Here is a 21,441-nt window from a genome sequence, read left to right as displayed (position 1 = left end):
CGTGGGCTGGATGTCTTCTAGGTAGGCGAGGAGCGTCCACGGGCCTTCTTCCTGCTCGAGGGCTTCGGGCACGCGGCTTTCGATTTCCTGGCGCAGCAGTTCGGCGACGTCTTCGCTGAGGTCGTCTTTGACGAAGATGCGGTCGCGCTGACCGTAGATTTTGGCGCGCTGCTGGTTGAGGACGTCGTCGTATTCCAGGGTGTGTTTCCGCTGGTCGAAGTTGAAGCCTTCGACGCGGGTTTGGGCCTGTTCGATGACGCGGTTGACGAGGGGGTGTTCGAGGGGCACCATGTCGTCCATGCGGAAGCGCCGCATGATGCCATCCAACTGGTCGCCGCCGAAGCGCCGCACCAGTTCGTCTTCCAGCGAGAGGAAGAAGCGCGACGAGCCGGGGTCGCCCTGGCGGGCGGCACGACCGCGCAACTGGTTGTCGATGCGCCGCGATTCGTGGCGTTCCGAGCCGATGACGTGCAACCCGCCGAGTTCCCGCACCTGATGCATTTTTTCGACATGGTCGAGGAAGAAGCGGATTTCGGCATCATAAATGCCGTATTGTTCGGGTTGCAGGCCTTTGAGCGCCTGGTATTGGGCGTCGAGGTTCATGTCGTAAGGGTCGGAGAAGCCTGCGCGTTTGAGCACGCGCACTACCGCGCTGCGGATTTCTTCGGCCAGTTCGCCGCCGAGTTTGATGTCCACACCGCGACCGGCCATGTTGGTGGCGATGGTCACGGCGCCGTATGCGCCAGCCCCGGCGATGATCTGGCTTTCTTCGGCGTGTTTGCGCGCGTTGAGCACCTGGTGGGGCACCCCGGCGCGCAGCACTTCCACCAGCCGGTCGCGCACGGTTTCCCAGCGGCTTTGCTCGGTGGGGGTGGGGTAGAGCAAGGTTTTCAGCCGCTCCAGGTTTTCGGGCTTTTCGGGGTTGAGGGGCAGGCCGAGTTTGTGTTCGCGGATGAAGTTGCGCAGGTCGCCGTCTTTGATTTGCTCTAACGGGCGGTAGAGCGGCTGCAGTTCGGCGTGCATGATGCCTTCGGCCTCGCCGCGGGCTTCCAGGAAGGCGTCGCGCAGCAAGAGCACCTGCACCAATCGGCGGAGCATGCTCGCGCCCAGGCGGCGGGAAAGCCGCTCGGAGAGTTCCACCGAGGTGGTGCCGACCAGCAGCGGCCGCCCCTGGGTGTGGAAGCGCAGGATTTCGCGCACCACGGCGCGGAATTTGGCTTCTTCGGTGCGGTAGATGACGTCGTGGTAGTCTTTCCGTTTGTAGTAAAGCGGCTTTTCTTCGGGGTCGTCGGCGCGGGCGTAGTAGGTATAGCGGTAGCCTTCCTCATCCGTGGCTTGTAGCGCTTTGAAGGGAGCGTTGGGACGGCTGGCGTTGTATTCCAGGTTGGTGGGGATGACCACCACTTCCAGTTTGTAGATTTCGTCGAATTCTTCCGATTCGGTGGCCGCGGTACCCGTCATACCAGCCAGTTTGTCGTACATGCGGAAGTAGTTCTGGATGGTGATGGTGGCGTAGGTGATGTTTTCGGGTTGAATGCGGACGCCTTCTTTGGCTTCCACAGCCTGATGCAGGCCGTCGGACCAGCGGCGGCCGGGCATCAGGCGACCGGTGTGTTCGTCGATGATGATGACTTTGCCGCCTTGCACGAGGTAATCTTTGTTCCGCTTGAAGAGGAATTGCGCCCGCAAGGCTTGTTCCAGGTAGCCCCAGAGTTGTTCCTGGCGGGGGGTGAGATCTTCGGGGCGCTCGGGGTCGCGCAGAGGTTCGCCCAAACGCGCTTCGACTTTGGCTTCGCCGGCGTCGGTGAGGGTGACGGTGCGGTCGCGCTCGTTGATTTCTACGTCTTCTTCGGGCTTCAGCGTGCGCACGATTTGCGCCATGATGCGGTACCAGTCGGCGGCTTCGCTGGAAGGCCCGGAGATGATGAGGGGTGTGCGGGCTTCGTCGATGAGGACGTTGTCGATTTCGTCGATGATGGCGTAGGGGTGGCCGCGCTGGACGCGGTCTTCCAGGCGCATGGCCATGTTGTCGCGCAGGTAGTCGAAGCCGAATTCGTTGTTGGTGCCGTAGGTGATGTCGGCGTTGTAGGCTTCCTGCCGCAGCACCATGCGAAGCTGGTTTTGGTCTTCCTGGGGAGAGGTTTTGCTCAAGTCGATGAGGAAGGCTTTTTTGCCGTGCTCGGTGCGGGAAGCCATTTGCAGCACGCCGATGGAGAGGCCGAGGAGGTCGTAGATGGGGGCCATCCAGCGGGCGTCGCGGCGGGCGAGGTAGTCGTTCACGGTGACGAGGTGCACGCCTTTGCCCACGGGAATGTCGTCCAGCGGCTTGAATTCCCATTTCTCGGGGTCGTCGCCCCAGCGCTCGCGGGCGGCTTCCAGCCAGGCGGGGTTGAGCGCCAGGGCGTTGAGGTAGATGGGCAGAGTGGCGACTAAGGTTTTACCTTCGCCGGTTTTCATTTCGGCGACTTTGCCTTCGTGCAGCACCACGCCGCCGATGAGCTGGACGTCGTAATGCCGCAGGCCGATGGTGCGTTTGCTGGCTTCGCGCACCACGGCAAAGGCTTCGGGGAGGATGTCGTCTAAGGTTTCGCCCGCGGCCAGGCGGCGGCGGAAGGTGTCGGTTTGGGCGCGCAGGGCTTCGTCGCTGTAGCCTTCGTACTCTTTTTCCAGCGCATTGATGCGCTCGACAAGCGGAAGATATTGTTTGAGGACTTTGCGGGTAGGATCCCCGGCAAAGGCGGTGACAAGTTTCTTGAGCATAGTGCCTCGTGTGAAAATGGGGGTTCTTTACGACGCGATTATAGCACAGCGGGGCGGTTGTGGCGGGGGTCGTGGTATACTCGCCCCCAAAATTTCAAGGAGGTTGAGAGCCATGAGCAAGGCAGGCTGGCGTGAAGTAAGTGCAGCATGGGCAGGGGAAGGATTGGCGTTTATCGGTTCTAACGCCCAGGGCGGCACGGTGCAGATGGGGGAACTGGACGGTGTGCCAGGGATTCCCCCCATGGAGTTGCTGTTGGTGAGTGTGGCAGGCTGTACCGGTATGGATGTGGTGCACATCCTGAAAAACAAGAAACGCTTGCCGGTGCGGGATGTGCGGGTGAAGGTGCGCGGGCGGCGGCGCGAGGAATACCCCCAGATTTACGTTGAGGTGCATGTGCACTATGAGATTTGGGCGGAGGAACCTATTCCGGCGAAGGATGTGGAGCAGGCGATTACGCTTTCGCAAGAAAAGTATTGCTCAGCCAGCGCTATTTTGAAGGCGGTGGCTGAGGTGACGCACGATTACACGCTGCATACGCCCGGCGATGTGGAGGAATAAACACAGACGCCGCGAGGCATTTGGGTGAGGGCTATCGCAAGTGGAGAAGGCGCTGTTGGCTCTGACTTGATTGCGGCGATGGCATGGCAGGGTTGGTGAACTGGTTGACTGACAAAACTTTGCCCCGCAGCCAATCTTTCCCATCCCCTGCTTCGGTGGTGCAGTAGCGCCGCCGAAGCAGGGGAATGCAGGGGAATGGGAGAGATCAAACCCAGACACCGCCCTGATGAGATTTGTCAGTCACCGAGGCTGGCGGGTGAGAGGGCGCTAACAGGGGCTGCGCTTTGTTGTTGTTATTCGGCGGTGGCGCGCCGAATGCGAGCGCCCAGACCTTGCAGTTTGGTGTCGATGCGCTCGTAGCCTCGGTCGATTTGGCCGATGTTGCGAATGACCGAGCGCCCATGGGCTGCCAGCGCGGCCAGCACTAATGCCATACCGGCCCGGATGTCAGGGCTTTCTAAGGTTTCCCCCACCAGCTGGGCTGGGCCGTTGACGATGACCCGGTGGGGGTCGCAGAGCACAATTTGTGCTCCCATGCCGACCAGTTTGTCGGTGAAAAACATCCGGCTGGGGTACATCCAGTCGTGAAAGAGCACGCTGCCCTTGGCCTGCGTGGCGACGACGATGGCAATGCTCATCAGGTCGGTGGGGAAGCCAGGCCACGGCATCACCGTAATTTGGGGGATGGCATTGCCCAGGTCGGGGCGGATTTCCAGCGATTGTTCGGCGGGCACCACAATGTCGGGGCCGTCGTCTTCCCAGGTGACGCCCAGGCGGTTGAACACCAGCCGAATCATGCCCAGGTATTCAGGGGCAGCCCGGCGGATGCGGATGCTTCCCCCTGTGACCGCGGCGGCACCGATGAAGCTGACGACTTCCAGGTAATCGGGCCCGATGGTGAATTCCGCGCCGTGCAGCCGCTCGACGCCCTGGATGTGGAGCGTGTTGCTGCCGACGCCTTCGATGTGCGCGCCCATTGCGTTGAGCAGGTGGCAAAGCTCCTGGACGTGCGGCTCGGAAGCCGCGTTGCGGATGACGGTTTCGCCCCGAGCCAGCACGGCAGCCATGACCGCGTTTTCGGTGGCGGTCACCGAGGCCTCGTCCAGCAGAATTTCAGCGCCGTGCAGGCCGCGAGTGTGGAAGACAAAGCGGCGTTCCAGGTGCTGGTATTCGGCTTCGGCGCCCAGGGCGCGCAAGGCGAGGATGTGCGTATCGACCCGCCGCCGTCCGATGACATCGCCGCCCGGCGGGGGCAGGTGTAACCCACCGCTGCGGGCCAGCATGGGCCCTGCCAGTAAGATTGAGGCTCGAATGCGGCGGCACAATCCGGCGTCCAGCGCCGCGGGGCGCACTTCTCGCGCGTGGATTTCCCAGCGGCTGGGGGCAAGTTCGGTAATGCTCACGCCCAGGCTTTCCAGCAGTGCCCGCATGGTGTGCACATCGCGAATGTTGGGGACGTTGTTCAACACCACCGGCTCGTCGGTCAGCAGGCATGCGGCCAATAAGGGGAGCGCGGCGTTTTTGTTTCCCGAGGGGGTGACTTCGCCCTGCAAGGGAATGCCGCCTTCAATGATGAAGGTATCCATTATGCGTTTTCCTCGTTGAGAGAGCGGGCCAGGTTTTCCGAGAGCAGTGTGATGGGGTCGCCGGGGGCCAGGTTGAGCATCTCGGCGGCGCTGCGGCGGTTGGCGACGATTTCCACCATGCCGCTGCTGCCGATCAGCGCGGCGACTTCGCCCGGCGGCACTTCGGCGAACGTGCGCACTAAGGGAAGCACCTGCCCGTGGGGAAGCCGCACCGCGCCGGGTGTGAAATATTGCGGCTCGTGGGCTTCGTATAGCCACGGAAGGAGAAGCCATTGCTCGCCATCATACCGGAAAGCCCCCAGTGAGGTAATAACGTTGCCAAAATGATCAGCATGCAACACCTCGCCGTGCAGCACGTCGTCTTCCCGCGCCCAGCGGGGCAAGGGGAACCGTTGCAGGGTGGGCACCATGGGGCCGAAAGCACGCCCCGGCACGCCCAAGGCTGCGTAGGCCGCGGCTGGCGCGAAGATATCGCGCCCGTGGAAGGTTGCACTGGGGAGGTGCAGTTGGAAGGCCGGGTTGGCTAATGCCCAGGCGCGGCTCTCGGCTTTTAGAATGTAGGTCAGCAAGCCATTATCGGGGGCGATGAAACGGTAGCCTTCGCTTTCTACCAGCACCGGCAGGCGGGAAGAGCCAACGCCAGGGTCAACGACTGCCAGGAAGATGGTGCCCTGCGGAAAAAAGCGGTAACTTTGCCAGAGGGCAAACGCTGCCCGGCGAACGTCGCCGGGGGGAATCTCGTGGGTCAGGTCCACCAGCGGGGCTTCCACGCGCTTCACAATTACCCCTTTCATGGTGCCCACATACGGATCGCGCGAACCAAAATCGGTCAGAATGGCAATGGGAGCGGCCACGGCAACCTTCCTTTTAGGAAACAAAATACGCCCTTGACAAAACCTCAAATATGCTTTACAATCTTTTTAGATTTCCTGAAATGCTGTGTAAAAAGCACGGCGTGTTTTGCAAAGCGAGTGTCTGGTTCAATTTTACCATTGCCTGAAAGGAGGCACCCTCATGGCGACACAGGAAGAACGACTTCGTATTTTGCAAATGGTGGCCGAAGGGAAGGTCAGGCCAGAAGAAGCCGCAGCGTTGCTGGAGGCCCTGGCGAATGACGAAGGGACCGGGCCTGCTGCTGTGGAAACCAGCCCCACGGGCCAAGGGCACTGGCTGCGGATTCGCGTGGAGGAAAAGGGGGCGCAGAAAGTCAACATCCGTCTGCCGTGGCGGATGGTTGACATTGGTTTGAAAATTGCGCGACGCTTTGTGCCGGATGCCGATATGGGCGAGATCAGCGGGGCGCTCAACGAGGCGCTGACCGCGGGGCTTCCAGGCAAAATTATCGAAGTGCATGATGAGGAAGACGACGAGCACGTGGAAATCTGGATCGAGTGACCCGCGCAACATGATGGTCAAAAACTCCAACGAGGCCCAGAAAACTTCCGGCTACACGCCGGAAGTTTTGCTTAACGCCTTCCCGACGGCCGCAGGGGGGCGCGAGCGCCTCGTTTGTGGTTGACATAAAATATCTTGCAACTTCCGCGGTAATGTTGTAGAATGAGAGCGAGGTATGGATGACAAGATTGCGCGGGTGGACCTGAGCAGCCTTTAGGCGAAGGCTCCCCCTTTTTCGTGGGAGAGTGGTGTAGTGAACCGATGGCGGCGTCTGGGTACGCCCATCCACCAGATGGTCCTGACGGTGGGTATGGTTGCATTGCTGGCCGTGGGGGTGTGGTGGCTCAGCCAGCGCATCGCGAGTGGGGTTCAGACCTGTTTGAACACCGAACTTTACCACCAGGCTGTGGCATTGCGTTCCTGGTTCATCCACGAGCATTATTACCTGCGCGATGAAGCGCTTTTACTGGTCGATTATGACGAACTCTTCGCCTGGCTTGCACTGGGTGAAACCCCGCGCTTGCGCCATGTGCTGGCGTTGCACCAGCGCGCCCACGAGGAAGACGTCATTTACCTGGTCACCGATACCGGTAAAGTGTACACCGCCGCGGAAAACCCGCTTCTGGAAGCCGACGAAGTTCTGGCGTTGCCGCTGGTGCAAAAAGGTTTCCACGGGAAAGCCCTGGCCGAACTGATCACCATCCATAACCAAATGTGGCTGGTTGCCGTAGCGCCGCATGTGGGGGCCAGCGGTGTGCCCAACGCCTTGGTGGTGATTGCGCGCCAAATCGACCCTGCCGCCCTTGCTGAACTCATTGGTGGGGGGCAGGGGACAGTGTTGCTCACCGATGGCACGTCCTGGCTGAGTCCCCAAGAGGCGCAATTCCCTGAGCCGGTGCTGGATATGGCGCTGCAGGTTGTGAGGGGGGCGCAGGGGGACGTGCTGCAGCCTTATGATTTGAAGGTTACAGGCCACACCTATGCCGTGATGGTCGTGCCCCTGGAAGCCACCCAAACCGGCAAGTATGCCTTTGCACTGGTGCGGCGCGCTACGGTGCTGGACTTGACCCGCCGCAAAGCCATCAACGGCGGCATCACGCTGGTGGTGTTGTTTGTGGTTTTGGCTGGCATTTTGATCTGGTTCCATACGCGCGACGTCTTCCGGCCTTTGCGGACACTCACCCAGGCTGCCCGTCGGGTTGCGGAAGGCGACCTGGAAACGCCCATTCAGCCAGAGGGCAAGGGCGACCTTTATGACCTGGGGCAGAGCATGGAAACCATGCGCGAGCGCCTGAAGGGACTGATTGTGCAAGAGCAGCGCCTGCGGCAGCGCCTTGCCAGCCGTCTGGAAGCCCAAAGCGGCACCCTTGAACAAATGTGCCGGGCGCGCGAGCAGGTGTTGGGGCGGCTGATCACTGCTCAGGAAGAAGAACGGCGGCGCGTTTCGCGAGAACTGCATGATGAAACCAGCCAGGAACTGGCGAATTTGATTGTCCGGCTGGGCACTTTGAGAAGGACACTCGACGACCCTCAAGCCCTTGCCCAGTTGGAAGACCTGCGCCGCCATGCTGCGCGTGCGCTGGAAGGCGTCAACCGCATTGTGATGGATCTCCGGCCTGGCCTGCTCGATACATATGGCCTGGTGCCCGCCGTGCAGTGGTACGCCGAAAGCCGCCTGCAACCGATGGGTACCAGGGTCGAAGTACAGGTGACGGGCACCCCGGTCGAACTGAAGCCCCATGTGCAGGCCAGCATTTACCGCGTGCTGCAAGAGGCAATCAACAACATTGCCCAACACGCCCAGGCGCAGCACGTGACTGTGCGCTTTGTGTGGGAAGACCAGCACCTGCATATTGAAATCAGCGACGACGGACGCGGTTTTGAAGTAGAAGCCGCGACCTCGGCGCCTGAAGCCCATTTTGGCCTGATTGGCATGCGCGAGCGCGTCAGCCTGCTCGGTGGTCGCCTTCAGATTGTCTCCGCGCCGGGCCAGGGCACGCGCGTCGCGCTGGACATCCCTTACACCCCCGCGAGGATGATGCCCGATGATGGATGACCCTGCCCAAAAGCCCCGCCCTGCAGTGCACCCGATCACCGTGTTGCTGGTCGACGACCATGCCATCTTGCGCTCCGGGCTGAAGGCTTTGCTCGATACGTACGACGACATTGTGGTGATTGGCGAGGCGGCCAATGGGGAAGAGGCTATTCGTAAGGCCCGTGAACTGGCACCAGATGTCATTGTAATGGATGTAATGATGCCAGGCATGAGCGGGTTGACGGCCTTGCGGTATATTCTGGAAGAGAACCCGCGTGCTCGGGTGTTGATGTTGACCCACTACGGCAACAAGGAATTCGTTTTGCCCTTGCTGGAAGCCGGCGCGGCGGGGTATGTGCTCAAGCAGGCTGCTGACACCGATTTCGTCAAAGCGGTGCGTGCGGTCTATGAAGGCAATTCCTATCTTTACCCCCCAATTGCCAAACTGGTACTCGAAGCCTTCATGGCGGGGGAGGGCTCGGGCGACCCCCATGAAAGCCTCACGCCGCGCGAGCGCGAGATTTTGATTTTGATTGCTCAGGGTTATACCAATAAGGAAATCGCTGAGATTCTCTACATTAGCCCTAAGACGGTGGATGTGCACCGCACCCGCATGATGAGCAAATTGAACCTCCACAGCGTTGCCGAAATTGTGCGTTACGCTGTTCGCCGTCAGTTGGTGGATCCGTGGGAAGCATGACCCGCTGAACCCGAGCGTAGTGTCGTTTGTCACACGGCCAGGGAATTTTCCCCTGGCCGTGTTGCGTTGAGAGGGAGCGTGAGGGGGCAACCATCATGGCCGGGCCACGGGGTCTCGAAACCTATGCTTGGTGTTGTGTCACCGTTGCCCACGGTAGGGTCGTAAAACGGGGGAGCATAAGGGGTTTTCCTTATAGGAAGCCCAAGGGGATAGTGCTATGATGTGCAGGAAGGTTGTGCTCTTTTTCACTTATAAGCAGGTGGCGTGTGGTCAGCGTGTTGGTGGCGTGTGGGGCAGCGGCGGTCGGTGCCGAAATCGCGCGGCAGGTTTCGGTGTGCGCCGACGTGCAGGTGATGGATGCCCCCAGCGCCGAGGCCATTTTACAGTGCGTGGCCGAGTACCTTCCCGATGTGCTGGTTTTGCACGTGCCCACCTGCGGCTGCCCGGACGAGCAAATGTTTCGGCGGCTGCGCGACATCGCACCGGCGTTGCGTATTCTGGCTGTCGGATGTGCGCCCGCCAGTGTTGGCGATTACTTCCTGCGCCTGGCGACGCTGGGGTTGAGCGGTTGTGTCTGTCAGGCTGAAAGCCAGGAATTGCAGGAAGCCATCCGGGTGCTCGGTGCGGGCGGCACGCTGTACCTTTGCCCACAGGCGAGCCGTGCGATTGTCGAAGCCTATCGTCGCAGAGTGAACCCCTGGAGCCAGGAAAAAACATGAACCCATTGCTGCTTTTCTCTGCTTTTCGCCATAGCGCGTGGTGTGTGGGAAGACGCTTTGCCGTCGTGGTGCTGCTGTTGGGGGCCTTCCTGGTGCCCTGGAAAGCGGTGGCGGCTGAGGGCGGGGGCAACGGCGCCGACGCGCCGGAAGCCACGCCGGTGCCCACGCCGACGGAAGCGGCTTCCCCTAATGCCAACTGCCGCATGTGCCACACGAACCACCGTTTTCAAGGACGCTTTCAAAACGGGGAGATCATCAGCCTTTATGTGGATGAAGGCGCTTTTGGGAATTCGGTGCATGGCCCCGCAGGGTTGGAGTGCATCGCGTGCCACCCCAAAACCCAGAGTTACCCTCACCAACCCAGCAACCCGCAGATTGATTGCACCACCTGCCATGTGGTGGCGGATGGCACGGTGGGGCAGGTGACGCGTGACCTTGCCTTGACGGTGGACTTGCCCTTTGCCGATCATCGCGCCATGACGCTGGAAATCAACCAGTCCTGTCATACCTGTCACGAGCGGGCGTATACAGAAGCCGCCGACAGCATGCATGTGCGAGCGATGGAAAGCGGCAACCGGCACGCCCCCGTGTGTGCTGACTGCCACGGCAGCCATGCCATTGCCACCCCCGGCCAGCCGCGAGAGAAAGTCACCGAAATTTGCGGCCAGTGCCATCGGGCGGTTTACACCACTTACCGCTCCAGCGTGCACGGCACGACGCTGGCCGAAGACCCCACCAACGCCGATGTGCCCACCTGCGTGGATTGCCACGGCGTGCACAGTGTGCGCGGGCCGCGCTCGGCAACTTTCCACAACGATACGATTGCCATTTGCGGCGGCTGCCATCAAGACCCCGAGCGGATGGCCAAGTATGGCATCTCGACCGATGTATACCGGACTTACCTGAACGACTTCCACGGCCGCTCGGTCAACTTGGCACGACTGGCAGGTACAGGCCAAAACAGCCCCGAAGCCACTTGCTTCGATTGCCACGGCACTCACAACATTCAGGCTGCTGACGACCCGCGCTCGATGGTCACGGCGGAAAACCTGCAACGCACCTGCCAGGGATGCCACAAAGGTGCCAATGCCCGTTTCCCGCAGGCGTGGATGGGGCATCGCCCGCCCACCTGGGATACCGCCCCCGTGGTTGCAGCAATCAACATGATTTACGGCTATGGGCTGGTGCCAGGCGTCATTGGTGGTTTCCTGGTGTTCATTGGGCTGGATGCGCATAAACGCTGGCGGGAAAAGCACCGCCGCTGGCGCCAGGCTGTTGCCGAAGCAGAGAAAGAAATCGAGGCCGAATTGGGAGAAGACGATGACAGCAGCGAAGAAGAGTAATCACCCCCGCTCACCAAAGCGACGGGCGCGCCAGGCGCCCCGCCACGAGGTCGAAGAGGTTGACCGGCTGGCAATCAAGCGTCGCCTGTTGTTACAACGCCTGCGCGAAGCCGAGGCCCTGGCCGCCCGCATGAAAGACCTGCCCGACGGCAGGCGGGTTTTCCTGCGCTTTGGGAAGGCCGAGCGTTATCAGCATTTCGTCCTGATGGCAACTTTTGCCACCCTGGCCGTGACGGGCTTGTTGCAACACTTCAGCCGCTACCTGTGGGTGGCAATGATTGTCAACGCGCTGGGCGGCGTGGAAGCCCTCCGCACCGTGCATCACGTCGCTGCGGTGCTGATCATCGCCGTTTCGCTTTACCATGTGTGGCGCATTGCTGAGCTTTGGTTTGTCAAGCGTCAACGGGGCGCCATGTGGCCGCAACTGCAAGATTTCCTCAACCTGTTTCAAATGGTGAAATACAACCTCGGCCTGGCCGCTACACGCCCTCCACAGGGCCGCTTTGCCATTGAAGAGAAAATGGAATATTGGGCCTTGCTCTGGGGGCAGACGGTGATGGTGATTACCGGCTTGATTATGTGGTTCCCCATTGCCGCGACGAAAGCCTTGCCGGGCAGCGCGATTCCGGTTTCGCGGACGCTGCATGCCTGGGAAGCCATTCTTGCCACTTTAGCCATTTTGACGTGGCATGTCTATCACGTTCACATCAAAGTGCACAACTGGAGCATTTTTACCGGTTACATGAGCGAAGAGGAAATGTTGGAAGAACACCCCCTGGAATACCAGCGCATTTTGGTCGCGCGTGAGATGGTTGCGAAAATCCGCGAGGAACTGGCTGCGCTGGAATCTGCGAAGGCCAGCGGGCACAAGTCGGGCCCGCCCTCGCCTTCGACTCCCGATGTGCAGACACAGGCTGCGCCGCCGGCCTAAGGCGGATGCCCCGTTTCTGGAGGCTTTCTGATGAAGTTTTGGCAGCAAATTTCCTGGCCGGAATGGCTCACGACGTCATGGCTGACGCGCGGCCTGATGGCCGCGGGCGTGTTGCTGGTGGCCGTGAGCCTGGCCTTTGGCGGTTATTACTACTGGGACCGCTTCCGCCCGCGCGGCCAGACTTCCCCTGTGGAGCAGGCCATTCAGCAGGCCGAGCAGGCAGTGCGGGAAAACCCCTCTGACCCCGACCTGCGGCTGCAACTGGCAACGCTGTATTACGAGCACCGCCGCTATGACCGGGCGCTGGAAGAAGCCAACGAGATCGTGCGCGTCTTCCCCGACAACGAAGCGGGGTTGTTGCTGGCGGGCATGTCGTACGTCCAGCTTGGCCAGCAAGAAGCGGCGCTGGAGCCGCTGGAGCGCTTTATTGCCCTGCGCAAAGACCGCCCTGAAGCCAATGCCGACCTGCAGCTGGAACTGGCGTACTACTACGTCGGCGCAGGGTATGTGGCATTGGGCCAGAGCGAGAAGGCCATCGAGCCGTTGCAGGCTGCGCTGCGCATTTCCCCCACCGATGCCGACGCCCTTTACCAGTTGGGGCTGGCTTATCGGCGGGTGGGGAAGACCCACGAAGCCCTTGAAGCCTTTCGCAAGGCGGTGCGGCTGGTGCCGCGTTTTACCGAGGCCTATCGCGGCATGGCCGACTGCTACCGTGACCTCGACCAGCCAGATTGGCTGTTGTATGCCGACGGCATGGTGGCCTTTGGTGAAGGCAACTACGCCGCGGCACGCGACCGGCTGGAAGTCGCGGCGCAGCGCCTGCCTGAGGAAGCCGCAGTCTGGCTGGGGTTGGGGCTGGTGGATGAGCAATTGGGCGATTTGCAGGCGGCGCAAGAAGCCCTTGCCCGCGCCCAGCAGTTGAGCCCCCATGACCTGGCCGTGCTGCAGGCCTATGGGCGGGTGCAGGCCGCCCTCAATGCCCTGCAATCTCAGGAGGCGAAACCATGACAACATCCCCGCAGGAGCCCCCTGCCGAACACCCGCAAGAAACGCCCCCCGATGCTGCCCGGCAGGAGCCTGAAATCGCGCCTGCTGAGGCTGCGCCTCTCGAGGAAAGCAATGCCCCCTTAGAACCCACCGAGGCCCCGGAACCGGCGGAGCCCGTGGCGGAGGCCGACGCCGCGGCAAATGCAGCGCCCGCGGCGGTGGAAGAAAACGCGCCCGCGGCCGATGCTTTCCCGCTGGTAGATACTGCCGCAGCGGAAGAGCGCCGTCGCAAGCGGCTGCTGGCGGCGCTGGTCCTGGTGCTGTTGGCGTTGTGTGGGGTCGGCGGGTTGTTTGTGCGTTACCTCCGTCGTCCCCAACCACTGCCGGAACTGTTGCCGGTGGCCGTGGAGGTCAATTATCCGCCGCATTACCTTTTCGCGATCTATGATGTCGACGGCCCTCTGGGGGTGGCCCTTTCGCCAATGGGGGGCCGCCTGTATGTCACCGAAGGCGGCGGCGACCGCCTGGTGAAGATTTTTGATACCCAGGGCAGTCTGTTGGGTAGTTTTGCCCCGCCGCGCACCACCGCTGCACAGCGTTCGCCGGTTTACATCGCCACCGATGTCCAGGGGCGGGTATTTGTCACCGACCGGTTGCAGCATGCCATTTTTGTGTACGACCGCGACGGGCATTATCTGGACACCATCCTGAGCCCAAGCCTTACCCTCAGTGAATATATTGCCAAGCATACTGGAAGCCCTCCCGCTCGCGGCACCTTTGCCTACAACATTTTTGAAGAGGAAGTCTATTACCAGGACGAAGAGGGAACAGAGCAAACACTGCCCCGACCTGACCGGGCGGCGTGGGCGCCTTTGGGGGTGGCTTTCGACCCCGCTGGGCGGATGATCGTAACCGATGTGGCGCGCGATAACCATAGGGTGTTGGTTTTTCCCATGGAAACCATTGCACGGGCCGATTGGACCGACTTTGCCCCCCAGGTTTTCCAGTTCGGCAGTTTTGGGGAAGCTGACGATCAGTTCCAGTTTCCCAACAAAGCCCTGGTCGATGCCCAGGGGCGGTTCGTGGTTTCGGATGGGAACAATGGCCGCCTTTCGGTGTGGAACGCCGACGGCCAACTGCTTTCGCTGCTGGGCAGCGGCGGTGGAGAAGGGGGGCTCAACCTGCCGCGCGGCATGGCTTTTGACGACCGCCAGCGTTTGCACGTGGTCGATGCGGTGGGACAGGTGGTGCGGGTGTATGACTTCGCGAAAGAGCAGCCTGCTTTCCTTTATGCTTTTGGCGCAATGGGCACGCTGGAAGGGCAGTTCAATTACCCCAACGATATTGCCATTGATGCGCACGGCAGGCTATACATTGCCGACCGCGCCAACAATCGGGTGCAGGTTTGGTCTTATTGAGCGAGGGCTATCTGCCTCGCCAGGCCATCATTTTCTCGGAGGAGGTGCACATGCGTGTAGGAAGACCGCCCTGATAAAGAAGTTTTGTACGCCTTTTGTCTCGTCCCCTGATGATGCGCTGGAAAGGAGCAAGCAATGAAACTACGATGGAAATGGCTCGTGCCTTTTGTGGTCGTGGGGTTGGTGTTGTTTTTGACCGGAACGGCTTTGGCCGACGGCGGCCCGCACGGTGGCTACACGCCAACCACCGATGCGTGCGCGGGTTGCCACCGGGCCCACACGGCGCAAGGGGCGAATCTGTTGACCTCGAGCACAACGTACGGCCTGTGCATGTCGTGCCACGGCTCTGCAGGCACAGGTGCTGATACCAATGTCGAAGATGGGTATTTCCTCTCGACGCGCAGCAGCAGCACCAGCGGTGAGGCCAACACGACCGACAACAGCCCGCTGTTGGGCGGTGGGTTCGTGAATTACAAATCGGCCTCTGTGACTTCAGCCCACAACGTCAACGCTGGCATCAGAGCGGCCTGGGGCTATGGCGTAGCCCGGGGCAGCACGGCTGATCTTCCCGAAGATTTGTCGTGCGCTTCTTGCCACGACCCGCATGGTTCGTCGAATTACCGCATTATCAAGTCGAACATCGCGGGGCATACGGTGAGCGTTTCGCAAGTCGATGAGAGCGCGAAAGATTACGACACCGAACAGTGGCCTGCCGATGTCAGCAATGTGTGTGTGGCCTGCCACGGTGCGTATCATGTCACGCGCGCTAACAGTGGTACGAACAATGCCGACGATGGCAGCGGCAACACTGATTATGGTGGCGATGTTTCCACCTATGCCCACCGTATTGATATGGCTTACAACTATGGCGGCAACGTGAATCCTGAAACCACGGGCTACGGCGGCTACACGCTGCCGCTCGCCGGCACGGATACTGTGGCCTGCCAGACCTGCCATCTTTCGCACGGCACCTCGGCCACCATGAGCACCCTGGCTACGGCGTCGAACACCAGCGACAGTGCCTTGCTGCGCCTGGATAACCGCGGCGTGTGCGAGGTTTGTCACCAGAAATAAGCACGGCGGCCGATGCAAAAGCCTTCGTGGCTTCCTCTGCGGCTTCGAGCCGCGGGGGAAGCCACATCCTGGGAGGGGTGAGATGATACGACAGGGATGGAGATGGACCCTTGCACTGCTGTTCTGGGCAGGGGTGACCTTCGGCGCATGGCAGTTGGCGTGGGCTGACAACGGCCCCCACGGCAACTATACGGCCACCACCGATGCTTGCGCGGGTTGTCATCGGGCGCATACAGCCCAGGGAAGCAACCTGCTGGTTGCCAGTTCGAGTACGGCCTTGTGCCTGACCTGTCACGGCACTGCCGGGACAGGCGCTGATACTGATGTGATGGATGGCGTTTATCTGCAACGCACGGCTGCGGGCGGCACGGAAGGCGTGGTCAACCGTGGCTTGAAAGGCGGCGGGTTTCAATATGCCCGCATGGATACGGCCTGGGCGGGCATCACAGCGCCGCAAACGGTGACTTCGGCGCACCTCATGGATGGTAGTAACGGCATTGCCTGGGGCAGCGGCGATATTGGCTCGGGGGCTGGTGAAACCATCAGCCTGGCTTGTATTTCTTGCCATGACCCTCATGGTGGCGCGGGGGGCGGCAACAGCGCCACTTACCGCCTGTTACGACCTACGCCGCTGGAATCGGGCAGTAGCACGGTCGTTTTGAGTGATGAAGACCCGAAGCAATACACCATCGACGCCTCAGACGGAAAATATTTTGGGCAGGGCTATGACAGCAATCTCTATCACAATATGGCTTCCTGGTGTGCCAGTTGCCACGACCGATACCTCGCGGCGGCTGGGAGCGGTCATACCAGCAGCGGCGATGGCATCTACACTTACCGGCATATTTCGGTAGGCTCTGGCTGCGGTTGTCACAACATGCACGGCGGCCCTCCGGCCACCGGCAACCCAGACTACCGGCACGAACCCCTTTCGTGCCTGACCTGCCATGTGGCCCACGGCTCACCGGCGCACATGGGAGGGGCTGCTGGTGAAGTGCCCTGGCCGAACGGCAGCAGTGCCCCCAGCGGCGATGCGCGCAGTGCGCTTTTGCGGGTTGACAATCGCGGCACCTGCGAATTGTGCCACGACAAGTAGTAAGGAGGTGCTTCTATGGGGCCCCGACGTCCTCTCACAACATGGCCGAGAGCATGGCGCCGCCGAGGAAAGAGGGGGCTGTTCGCGGCGTTCCTGCTGGCTTGTGGTTTCCTGTTGATGTGGCCTACCCTGACGGGCTGGGCAACGGTCTTGCTTCAGGGCCCGCATCAGGGGCCGTATCCGCCGACGACCGACGCGTGTGCTTCCTGCCATCGGAGCCACACCGCGCGCCGCGCCTATCTTCTGATTACCGGCGGCGGGGGCGGTGGGGGGAGGGTCAACCCTGCCATTGTGCCGATGAGCAGCGATGAGCAGTTTTGCTACACTTGCCATAACGGCACGGGGGCAACACAAGTGGCGGTAGTTTCGGCCCACGGCAATATGGCCCCGCTTGGGGAAAACGAGGGCGACGCCGCCTCGCACCACAAACCTGCTTTCCGCATCGGCTGTACGGCCTGCCACGACCCGCACGGCTCCAGCAATGCGCAAGACATTCGCACTGAATTGATTTTGCCGCATTTTTCTCATTCGCAGCGTGTGCGCTTGGGCCCGGTGGTTTTTCAGGGTACCACGGGAAAGCATTCTTTCGACGATGGCGAAAGCCCGGCGAACAGCCGTTTGTGTGTGGTCTGCCACGAGGCGGTGGGAACGCTCAGGCACCCCGGCGGGGCTGACCATTTGGGGCATTTCGATTTTACCGGCCAAAATTGCCTGACGTGCCATCCTCATAGTGTGGATGGCATTCCCTCAACGGCCGATGGCTTCATGCCTTCCCCGGAAGCGCGTCAGCAACTGATTGAGCGCGCGCGGGTGGACCTGGAAGTGCAGCAGCACAGCCCGGAAACGCCTGTGGTGGCCGGGCAGCCTTTTGATAACGTTCTGGAAGTGTTCAATCGCGGCCCTCAAGACGCGTGGGATGTGCGCCTGACGGTGGAACTGCCGCAGGGGGTGGCGGTGAGCCAGATGCCCGCGGGGCTGGAATGCACATCCAAGGAAAGGCAACTGACTTGCGCTTTGGGCGACTTGCCTGTGGGGGAGCGCCGGGTTTTGGCTTTGACGTTGCTGCCTGAGGTGAGTTTGGACGGCGAACTCGCGGGCGAGGTGACAGTCTCGGCGTTACAGCGCGACCCTCAGCCGGAAAACAATCATATTGTGCTCTTGCTGCCTTGTGAACGCCAGGCCGACCTGGCCCTGGCGCTGAAAGCGCCTGCACAGGTCATCACAGGGGAAACCGCGCGCTATACCCTGACCGTGCAGAATCAGGGCCCCTCGCTGGCCGAAGAAGTGGTGTTGCAAGCCGCCTGGCTGGCAGGGACGCGGCTGCAGCAGGCGGCGTCTTCCCAAGGAACGTGCGTGCTTCAGCCTGCCGAAAATCGGGTGGCTTGCAACGTGGCCTCCCTTGCTCCCAAAGCGACCGTTGAGGTGGTTGTGGATGCCGAAGCGGCGAGTGGGGGAGCAATGGCCGTGCAGGGCGAGGTGACCGCGACCACGGCAGACCCGCAGCCTGACAACAATGCTGCCACGGCCCTGGTGGCCGTAGAAGAAGGCAGCGCGCTCAAGGTCGCGGTGCAGCCCGAGGTGCAGCGCGTGGCCCCCAATGCCGATTTTGACTACATCGTCACGGTGCGCAATGCGGGGGTGCTGCCGGCTGAGGCGGTGGTGCTGGAAAGCAGCCTGCCCGCGGGCGGTGTGCTGCGCTCGGCAACGCCTTCCCAGGGCACGTGCGCACTGGCGTCGGAAGGCGGCTTGCAATGCTCCTTGGGGGCGGTGGAGCCTGGTGCTGTGGTGACGGTGCGGGTGACGGCGCAGGCACCGGCCGAGCCAACCACACTGCGGCTGCTGGCAGCAGTATCGCCGCCCGAGGAGGCCCCTTCCTGGCCCAGGCACACGGCTGAGGCCACTTTAGCGGTGATCGCCGGCGCTGACGTGCAGGTGCTTGGGGAAGCCCCGCCTACGGCTGTGCCTGGCGCGACATGGCAATGGCCCCTCAAGGTGCGGAACGCAGGCCCGCAGGCGGCCACGGATGTGAAAGTGGCGCTGCACTTCCCGGAAACGGTGGCGGTGGAGGCGGTGACGCTCTCGCAAGGGCAATGTGAACAGGATGGCGAGGGCTGGGCCTGCACGCTGGAAGCGTTGCCCTCTGGCGCGACGGCTGACCTGGTGGCCACCGTCCGCGCGTTGCCGGACGCTGAGGGTGAGGTGGTGCTGGCTGCAGAGGCTGTGGCGGTGGAGGAGGACTTTGACCAGAGCAACAATCGGCTGGAAGCCTCGGTGGGCTTGTCGCCCCAGGCCGATTTGGCCGTGGCGCTGGAAGATGCCGGGGAAGGTGAACTGGTATCGGGCGAAGCAAGAGCCTTCGTGCTCACGGTGAGCAATCAAGGGCCTTCCCGGGCTTCGCAGGTCGTGGCGCGGGTGTCGCTCCCTGAGCCTCTGCGGTTTGTGGGTGTAGTGGGGGAGAGAGAGGATGGGGCGTCGATCTGCCAGTGGGATGAAGGCGACGCGGCTGTGGACCGTCCACCTGCCGTGGTTTGCCAGTGGGAAGGCCTGCTGCCGGAGGAAACGGTTACAGTGGCCCTGGCGGTGGAGATAGGGGCGGTTGTGGCATCGGAGATGGAGGTGGTCGTACAGGGAAGTTCGAGTGTGACCGATTTGTGGCCGGAAAATAATACCGCTCGATTGGTGTTCCAGGGCCTGCTGCCCACGCCAACTGCAACCGCGACTTTTACCCCCACGCCTGGCGCTGAGGCGACGGCTACGCCTACCCCGACGCCCACGTTCACGCCTACGCCTGGCGATAATGGTGCCACGGCAACCGCCACGCCGACGCCGACAGGCGCGCCTTCGCCGACGCCATCGCCTACGGCGCTTCCGACAGCCACACCCACGCCCACGTCGTCCCCTGTGCCGACACCAACACCAACACCAACACCAACACTCACACCGACACCAACCCCTACGGCAACTTCAGCGCCTTAACACCTTAAAAAGGGCGTTGCGTATAGCCACTTAATCAATCAACAACCCCACACAACCACCCCCACCAAACACCAACACCCCGCTACCCAAACAACCTCACCCCATACAAGACCACCGCCAGCGCCGAGATCACATTCAACGATCGCTTCATGCCCCACATCGGCAACGCCACTACCGCATCCGCCCGTGCCAGCAACGCCGGGTCAAGCCCAGCCACTTCATTCCCCGCCGCCACAAGTACCCGCTCAGGCATTGCCTCCTGCAATAAATCGGGGAGCGAAACCGCCGCTGGCGCAGTTTCCAACGCCCATAACGCCCACCCCTCAGCCTGAAGCATCGCCGCCAGGCGCACACTGTTGGGATAAGCCTGCCACGGCACCCGCTGGTCAGCCCCCAACGCCGTCTTGACCACACCGCGGTGGGGAGGAGTAGGGGTAATTCCAGCCAGATAAAGGCGTTCTACACCCGCGCCATCGGCCGTGCGAAAAGCCGCACCGACGTTGTAAGCCGACCGGACATTATCAAGCAATACGGCCAACCGAGGGCTGGCCGGTGGGGGAGGGGAGGGGCTGGCATTTTCCCGCCGTGGAGCAGGCACCATCGCCGCAATCTGAGCACGCCCGCCGCAGCGTGGGCAACGATCGCCACGCGGCGGCTCACGAAAAGGCGCTTCCACATAGCGAAAGCCACACACATCGCATTCCCAGAAAACCCCCAAGGGCACAGGCTCAACCTGCCTCATCCCGGCCTTCCTCGAAAATGCGGTAATAGCCCCGGTCGAGTTCGTCATCAGAAAGGTGAGCGTAACGCTGGGTCACGGCAATGTTGCTATGCCGGGCAAGTTCCTGCGCCAGTTTGAGGTTACCGCCGCTGCCAATGAGCACAGCAGTCACAAAATAATGCCGGAAGGAATGCGGCGTAATGGTTCCCGCTGCTTCAGGGCCCAGGGCTTCCCGCACCCGACGGGCCACAATGTTGCGGCCTGTGGCCGTGCTGATAGGCAAGACCTTTTTACCCGCGCCGCGATCGTGGCGAGCAAAGAGAGGCAAAGAACGCAAAGGGCGGCCGGAAGCACCATCGAGGGCGCTGCGGGCTTGAAGGTAATCCTGCAGCGCCCGCAAGGCCCGGCGAGAAAACCGCACAATTGCCTGCTTGTCGCCCTTGCCGATGATGACGGCGCGGCCTTCGTGCCAGTCAATGTCGCCGCGCCGCAGCGCGCAGGCTTCATGCACACGCAGCCCGGTATCGGCCAGTGTGAGAAGGAAAGCGCGATCGCGAAGATCACGCAGGCGCGCGGCGGGGTCTTCTTCCTGCGCAGCACGATCCACAAGGGATTTCGCATAGGTGAGCGCTGTTTCGATAGCCTCGCGCGGGAACTGGGGCAGCCGAATGCCGGTACGTCGTCCGCGCTGTCGAATCAGCAAACGCACCCTTGGCAAATTGACGGCTGCCAGGTTCTCAGCCGCCAGATATGCGAAAAACCCCGCAATGGCTGTCAGGTAAAGCCGCTCAGTGGCCGGGGCCATGCCTTTGAGGTCCGCAGCGAACCACGCCACCGCATCTTCGGGCAAGGCGGTGATCGGCGTTTCAGCAGGAGGCAAGCCGCGGTTTTCCAACATCTGGCGGAAAGCCCGCACCGCGTTGCGATACGTGCGCGCCGTATTCGCGCTACGGGCCAAAGCAACGCTATCGAGGTACGCCGCGAGCGCCTCTGCCACGGTGGGACCCGGCGGCGGCGTAGAGGCAGCAGCCTCTACTTTTGGCACTTTGGACTGCGGCGCAGGCACGGAGGCTCCTTCAGGAGAAAGGTTCATAGTGCTGATTATAGCATTTTGAGGCCACAAACACAATGTTTTTGATAA

At 61.6% G+C, this 21,441-nt stretch carries 16 protein-coding genes and 2 pseudogenes; 12 read left to right on the top strand and 6 right to left on the bottom strand.

All coding sequences use genetic code 11. The features are described from left to right. Window positions 1-78 precede the first annotated feature (78 nt). Together ENJ54_03435 and ENJ54_03430 are read right to left on the bottom strand one after the other, a co-directional pair. A pseudogene (locus tag ENJ54_03435) lies at window positions 79-1,098 on the bottom strand (hypothetical protein). A gap of 18 nt (window positions 1,099-1,116) precedes the next feature. Next, window positions 1,117-2,760, bottom strand: a pseudogene (locus tag ENJ54_03430) (hypothetical protein). Between ENJ54_03430 and ENJ54_03425 the strand changes: the two are divergent. Continuing rightward, the gene (locus tag ENJ54_03425; protein HFC08900.1) at window positions 2,678-3,319 is read left to right on the top strand and encodes an OsmC family peroxiredoxin; all 642 of its coding nucleotides are present in this window, start codon (window positions 2,678-2,680) and stop codon (window positions 3,317-3,319) included. The pseudogene ENJ54_03430 and the gene ENJ54_03425 overlap by 83 nt on opposite strands. A gap of 293 nt (window positions 3,320-3,612) precedes the next feature. Here ENJ54_03425 and murA read toward each other — a convergent pair whose 3' ends face one another. After that, window positions 3,613-4,905, bottom strand: coding sequence for a UDP-N-acetylglucosamine 1-carboxyvinyltransferase (murA, locus tag ENJ54_03420; protein ID HFC08899.1), 1,293 nt, complete (start codon window positions 4,903-4,905; stop codon window positions 3,613-3,615). Further along, window positions 4,905-5,759 carry a hypothetical protein gene (locus ENJ54_03415; protein ID HFC08898.1) on the bottom strand — a complete coding sequence of 285 codons (855 nt, stop codon included), beginning with the start codon at window positions 5,757-5,759 and terminating at the stop codon, window positions 4,905-4,907. The genes murA and ENJ54_03415 overlap by 1 nt, the downstream gene beginning before the upstream one ends. Before the next feature lie 160 nt (window positions 5,760-5,919). Between ENJ54_03415 and ENJ54_03410 the strand changes: the two genes are divergently transcribed. The 11 genes from ENJ54_03410 to ENJ54_03360 all read left to right on the top strand — a co-directional run bounded on the left by ENJ54_03410 (window position 5,920) and on the right by ENJ54_03360 (window position 19,579). After that, on the top strand, window positions 5,920-6,300 hold the full coding sequence (locus ENJ54_03410) for a hypothetical protein (protein HFC08897.1): 381 nt from the start codon (window positions 5,920-5,922) through the stop codon (window positions 6,298-6,300). A 253-nt stretch (window positions 6,301-6,553) separates the two neighbouring features. Next, window positions 6,554-8,356 (top strand): HAMP domain-containing protein, encoded by a 1,803-nt coding sequence (locus ENJ54_03405; GenBank protein ID HFC08896.1) that lies wholly within the window; start codon window positions 6,554-6,556, stop codon window positions 8,354-8,356. Window positions 8,357-8,381: 25 nt separating this feature from the next. Continuing rightward, window positions 8,382-9,035: a response regulator transcription factor gene (locus tag ENJ54_03400; protein HFC08895.1), complete on the top strand. Its 654-nt coding sequence runs from the start codon at window positions 8,382-8,384 to the stop codon at window positions 9,033-9,035. Between the two features lie 266 nt (window positions 9,036-9,301). Continuing rightward, a complete protein-coding gene (locus tag ENJ54_03395) occupies window positions 9,302-9,754 on the top strand; it encodes a hypothetical protein (GenBank protein HFC08894.1) in 453 nt (150 codons plus the stop codon). Beyond that, window positions 9,751-11,097 carry a hypothetical protein gene (locus ENJ54_03390; protein ID HFC08893.1) on the top strand — a complete coding sequence of 449 codons (1,347 nt, stop codon included), beginning with the start codon at window positions 9,751-9,753 and terminating at the stop codon, window positions 11,095-11,097. Before ENJ54_03395 ends, ENJ54_03390 begins: the two co-directional genes overlap by 4 nt. Further along, window positions 10,931-12,028 (top strand): hypothetical protein, encoded by a 1,098-nt coding sequence (locus ENJ54_03385; GenBank protein ID HFC08892.1) that lies wholly within the window; start codon window positions 10,931-10,933, stop codon window positions 12,026-12,028. Before ENJ54_03390 ends, ENJ54_03385 begins: the two co-directional genes overlap by 167 nt. A gap of 30 nt (window positions 12,029-12,058) precedes the next feature. Next, window positions 12,059-13,036 (top strand): tetratricopeptide repeat protein, encoded by a 978-nt coding sequence (locus ENJ54_03380; GenBank protein HFC08891.1) that lies wholly within the window; start codon window positions 12,059-12,061, stop codon window positions 13,034-13,036. Continuing rightward, window positions 13,033-14,433, top strand: a complete 1,401-nt coding sequence (locus ENJ54_03375) for a hypothetical protein (protein HFC08890.1) — start codon at window positions 13,033-13,035, stop codon at window positions 14,431-14,433. The genes ENJ54_03380 and ENJ54_03375 overlap by 4 nt, the downstream gene beginning before the upstream one ends. Window positions 14,434-14,568: 135 nt before the next feature. Further along, on the top strand, window positions 14,569-15,507 hold the full coding sequence (locus tag ENJ54_03370) for a hypothetical protein (GenBank protein HFC08889.1): 939 nt from the start codon (window positions 14,569-14,571) through the stop codon (window positions 15,505-15,507). 82 nt (window positions 15,508-15,589) lie between these two features. After that, window positions 15,590-16,603 carry a hypothetical protein gene (locus ENJ54_03365; protein HFC08888.1) on the top strand — a complete coding sequence of 338 codons (1,014 nt, stop codon included), beginning with the start codon at window positions 15,590-15,592 and terminating at the stop codon, window positions 16,601-16,603. A 15-nt stretch (window positions 16,604-16,618) separates the two neighbouring features. Further along, on the top strand, window positions 16,619-19,579 hold the full coding sequence (locus ENJ54_03360; protein HFC08887.1) for a DUF11 domain-containing protein: 2,961 nt from the start codon (window positions 16,619-16,621) through the stop codon (window positions 19,577-19,579). An 82-nt stretch (window positions 19,580-19,661) separates the two neighbouring features. Here the strand turns inward: ENJ54_03360 and ENJ54_03355 are convergent, their stop codons facing one another. Together ENJ54_03355 and ENJ54_03350 are read right to left on the bottom strand one after the other, a co-directional pair. Continuing rightward, window positions 19,662-20,180, bottom strand: coding sequence for a TrmH family RNA methyltransferase (locus ENJ54_03355; GenBank protein ID HFC08886.1), 519 nt, complete (start codon window positions 20,178-20,180; stop codon window positions 19,662-19,664). Window positions 20,181-20,307: 127 nt separating this feature from the next. Next, entirely contained in the window at window positions 20,308-21,393 is a 1,086-nt protein-coding gene (locus ENJ54_03350; GenBank protein ID HFC08885.1) for a hypothetical protein, read from the bottom strand. Window positions 21,394-21,441: the final 48 nt, after the last annotated feature.

Source organism: Chloroflexota bacterium, from assembly GCA_011322445.1.
GTDB lineage: Bacteria > Chloroflexota > Anaerolineae > Anaerolineales > DRMV01 > DRMV01.
Note: the sequence above shows the minus strand (reverse complement) of the source record. Positions and strands in the feature narration are given on the sequence as shown.

Coding starts and splice junctions, on each gene's coding strand:
- murA (HFC08899.1), bottom strand. CDS start 4,905: ATGGATACCTTCATCATTGAAGGCGGCATTCCCTTGCAGGGCGAAGTC.
- ENJ54_03350 (HFC08885.1), bottom strand. CDS start 21,393: ATGAACCTTTCTCCTGAAGGAGCCTCCGTGCCTGCGCCGCAGTCCAAA.
- ENJ54_03390 (HFC08893.1), top strand. CDS start 9,751: ATGAACCCATTGCTGCTTTTCTCTGCTTTTCGCCATAGCGCGTGGTGT.
- ENJ54_03365 (HFC08888.1), top strand. CDS start 15,590: ATGATACGACAGGGATGGAGATGGACCCTTGCACTGCTGTTCTGGGCA.
- ENJ54_03380 (HFC08891.1), top strand. CDS start 12,059: ATGAAGTTTTGGCAGCAAATTTCCTGGCCGGAATGGCTCACGACGTCA.
- ENJ54_03370 (HFC08889.1), top strand. CDS start 14,569: ATGAAACTACGATGGAAATGGCTCGTGCCTTTTGTGGTCGTGGGGTTG.
- ENJ54_03385 (HFC08892.1), top strand. CDS start 10,931: ATGGGCTGGTGCCAGGCGTCATTGGTGGTTTCCTGGTGTTCATTGGGC.
- ENJ54_03425 (HFC08900.1), top strand. CDS start 2,678: ATGCGCTCGACAAGCGGAAGATATTGTTTGAGGACTTTGCGGGTAGGA.
- ENJ54_03375 (HFC08890.1), top strand. CDS start 13,033: ATGACAACATCCCCGCAGGAGCCCCCTGCCGAACACCCGCAAGAAACG.
- ENJ54_03355 (HFC08886.1), bottom strand. CDS start 20,180: ATGGTGCCTGCTCCACGGCGGGAAAATGCCAGCCCCTCCCCTCCCCCA.
- ENJ54_03410 (HFC08897.1), top strand. CDS start 5,920: ATGGCGACACAGGAAGAACGACTTCGTATTTTGCAAATGGTGGCCGAA.
- ENJ54_03360 (HFC08887.1), top strand. CDS start 16,619: ATGGGGCCCCGACGTCCTCTCACAACATGGCCGAGAGCATGGCGCCGC.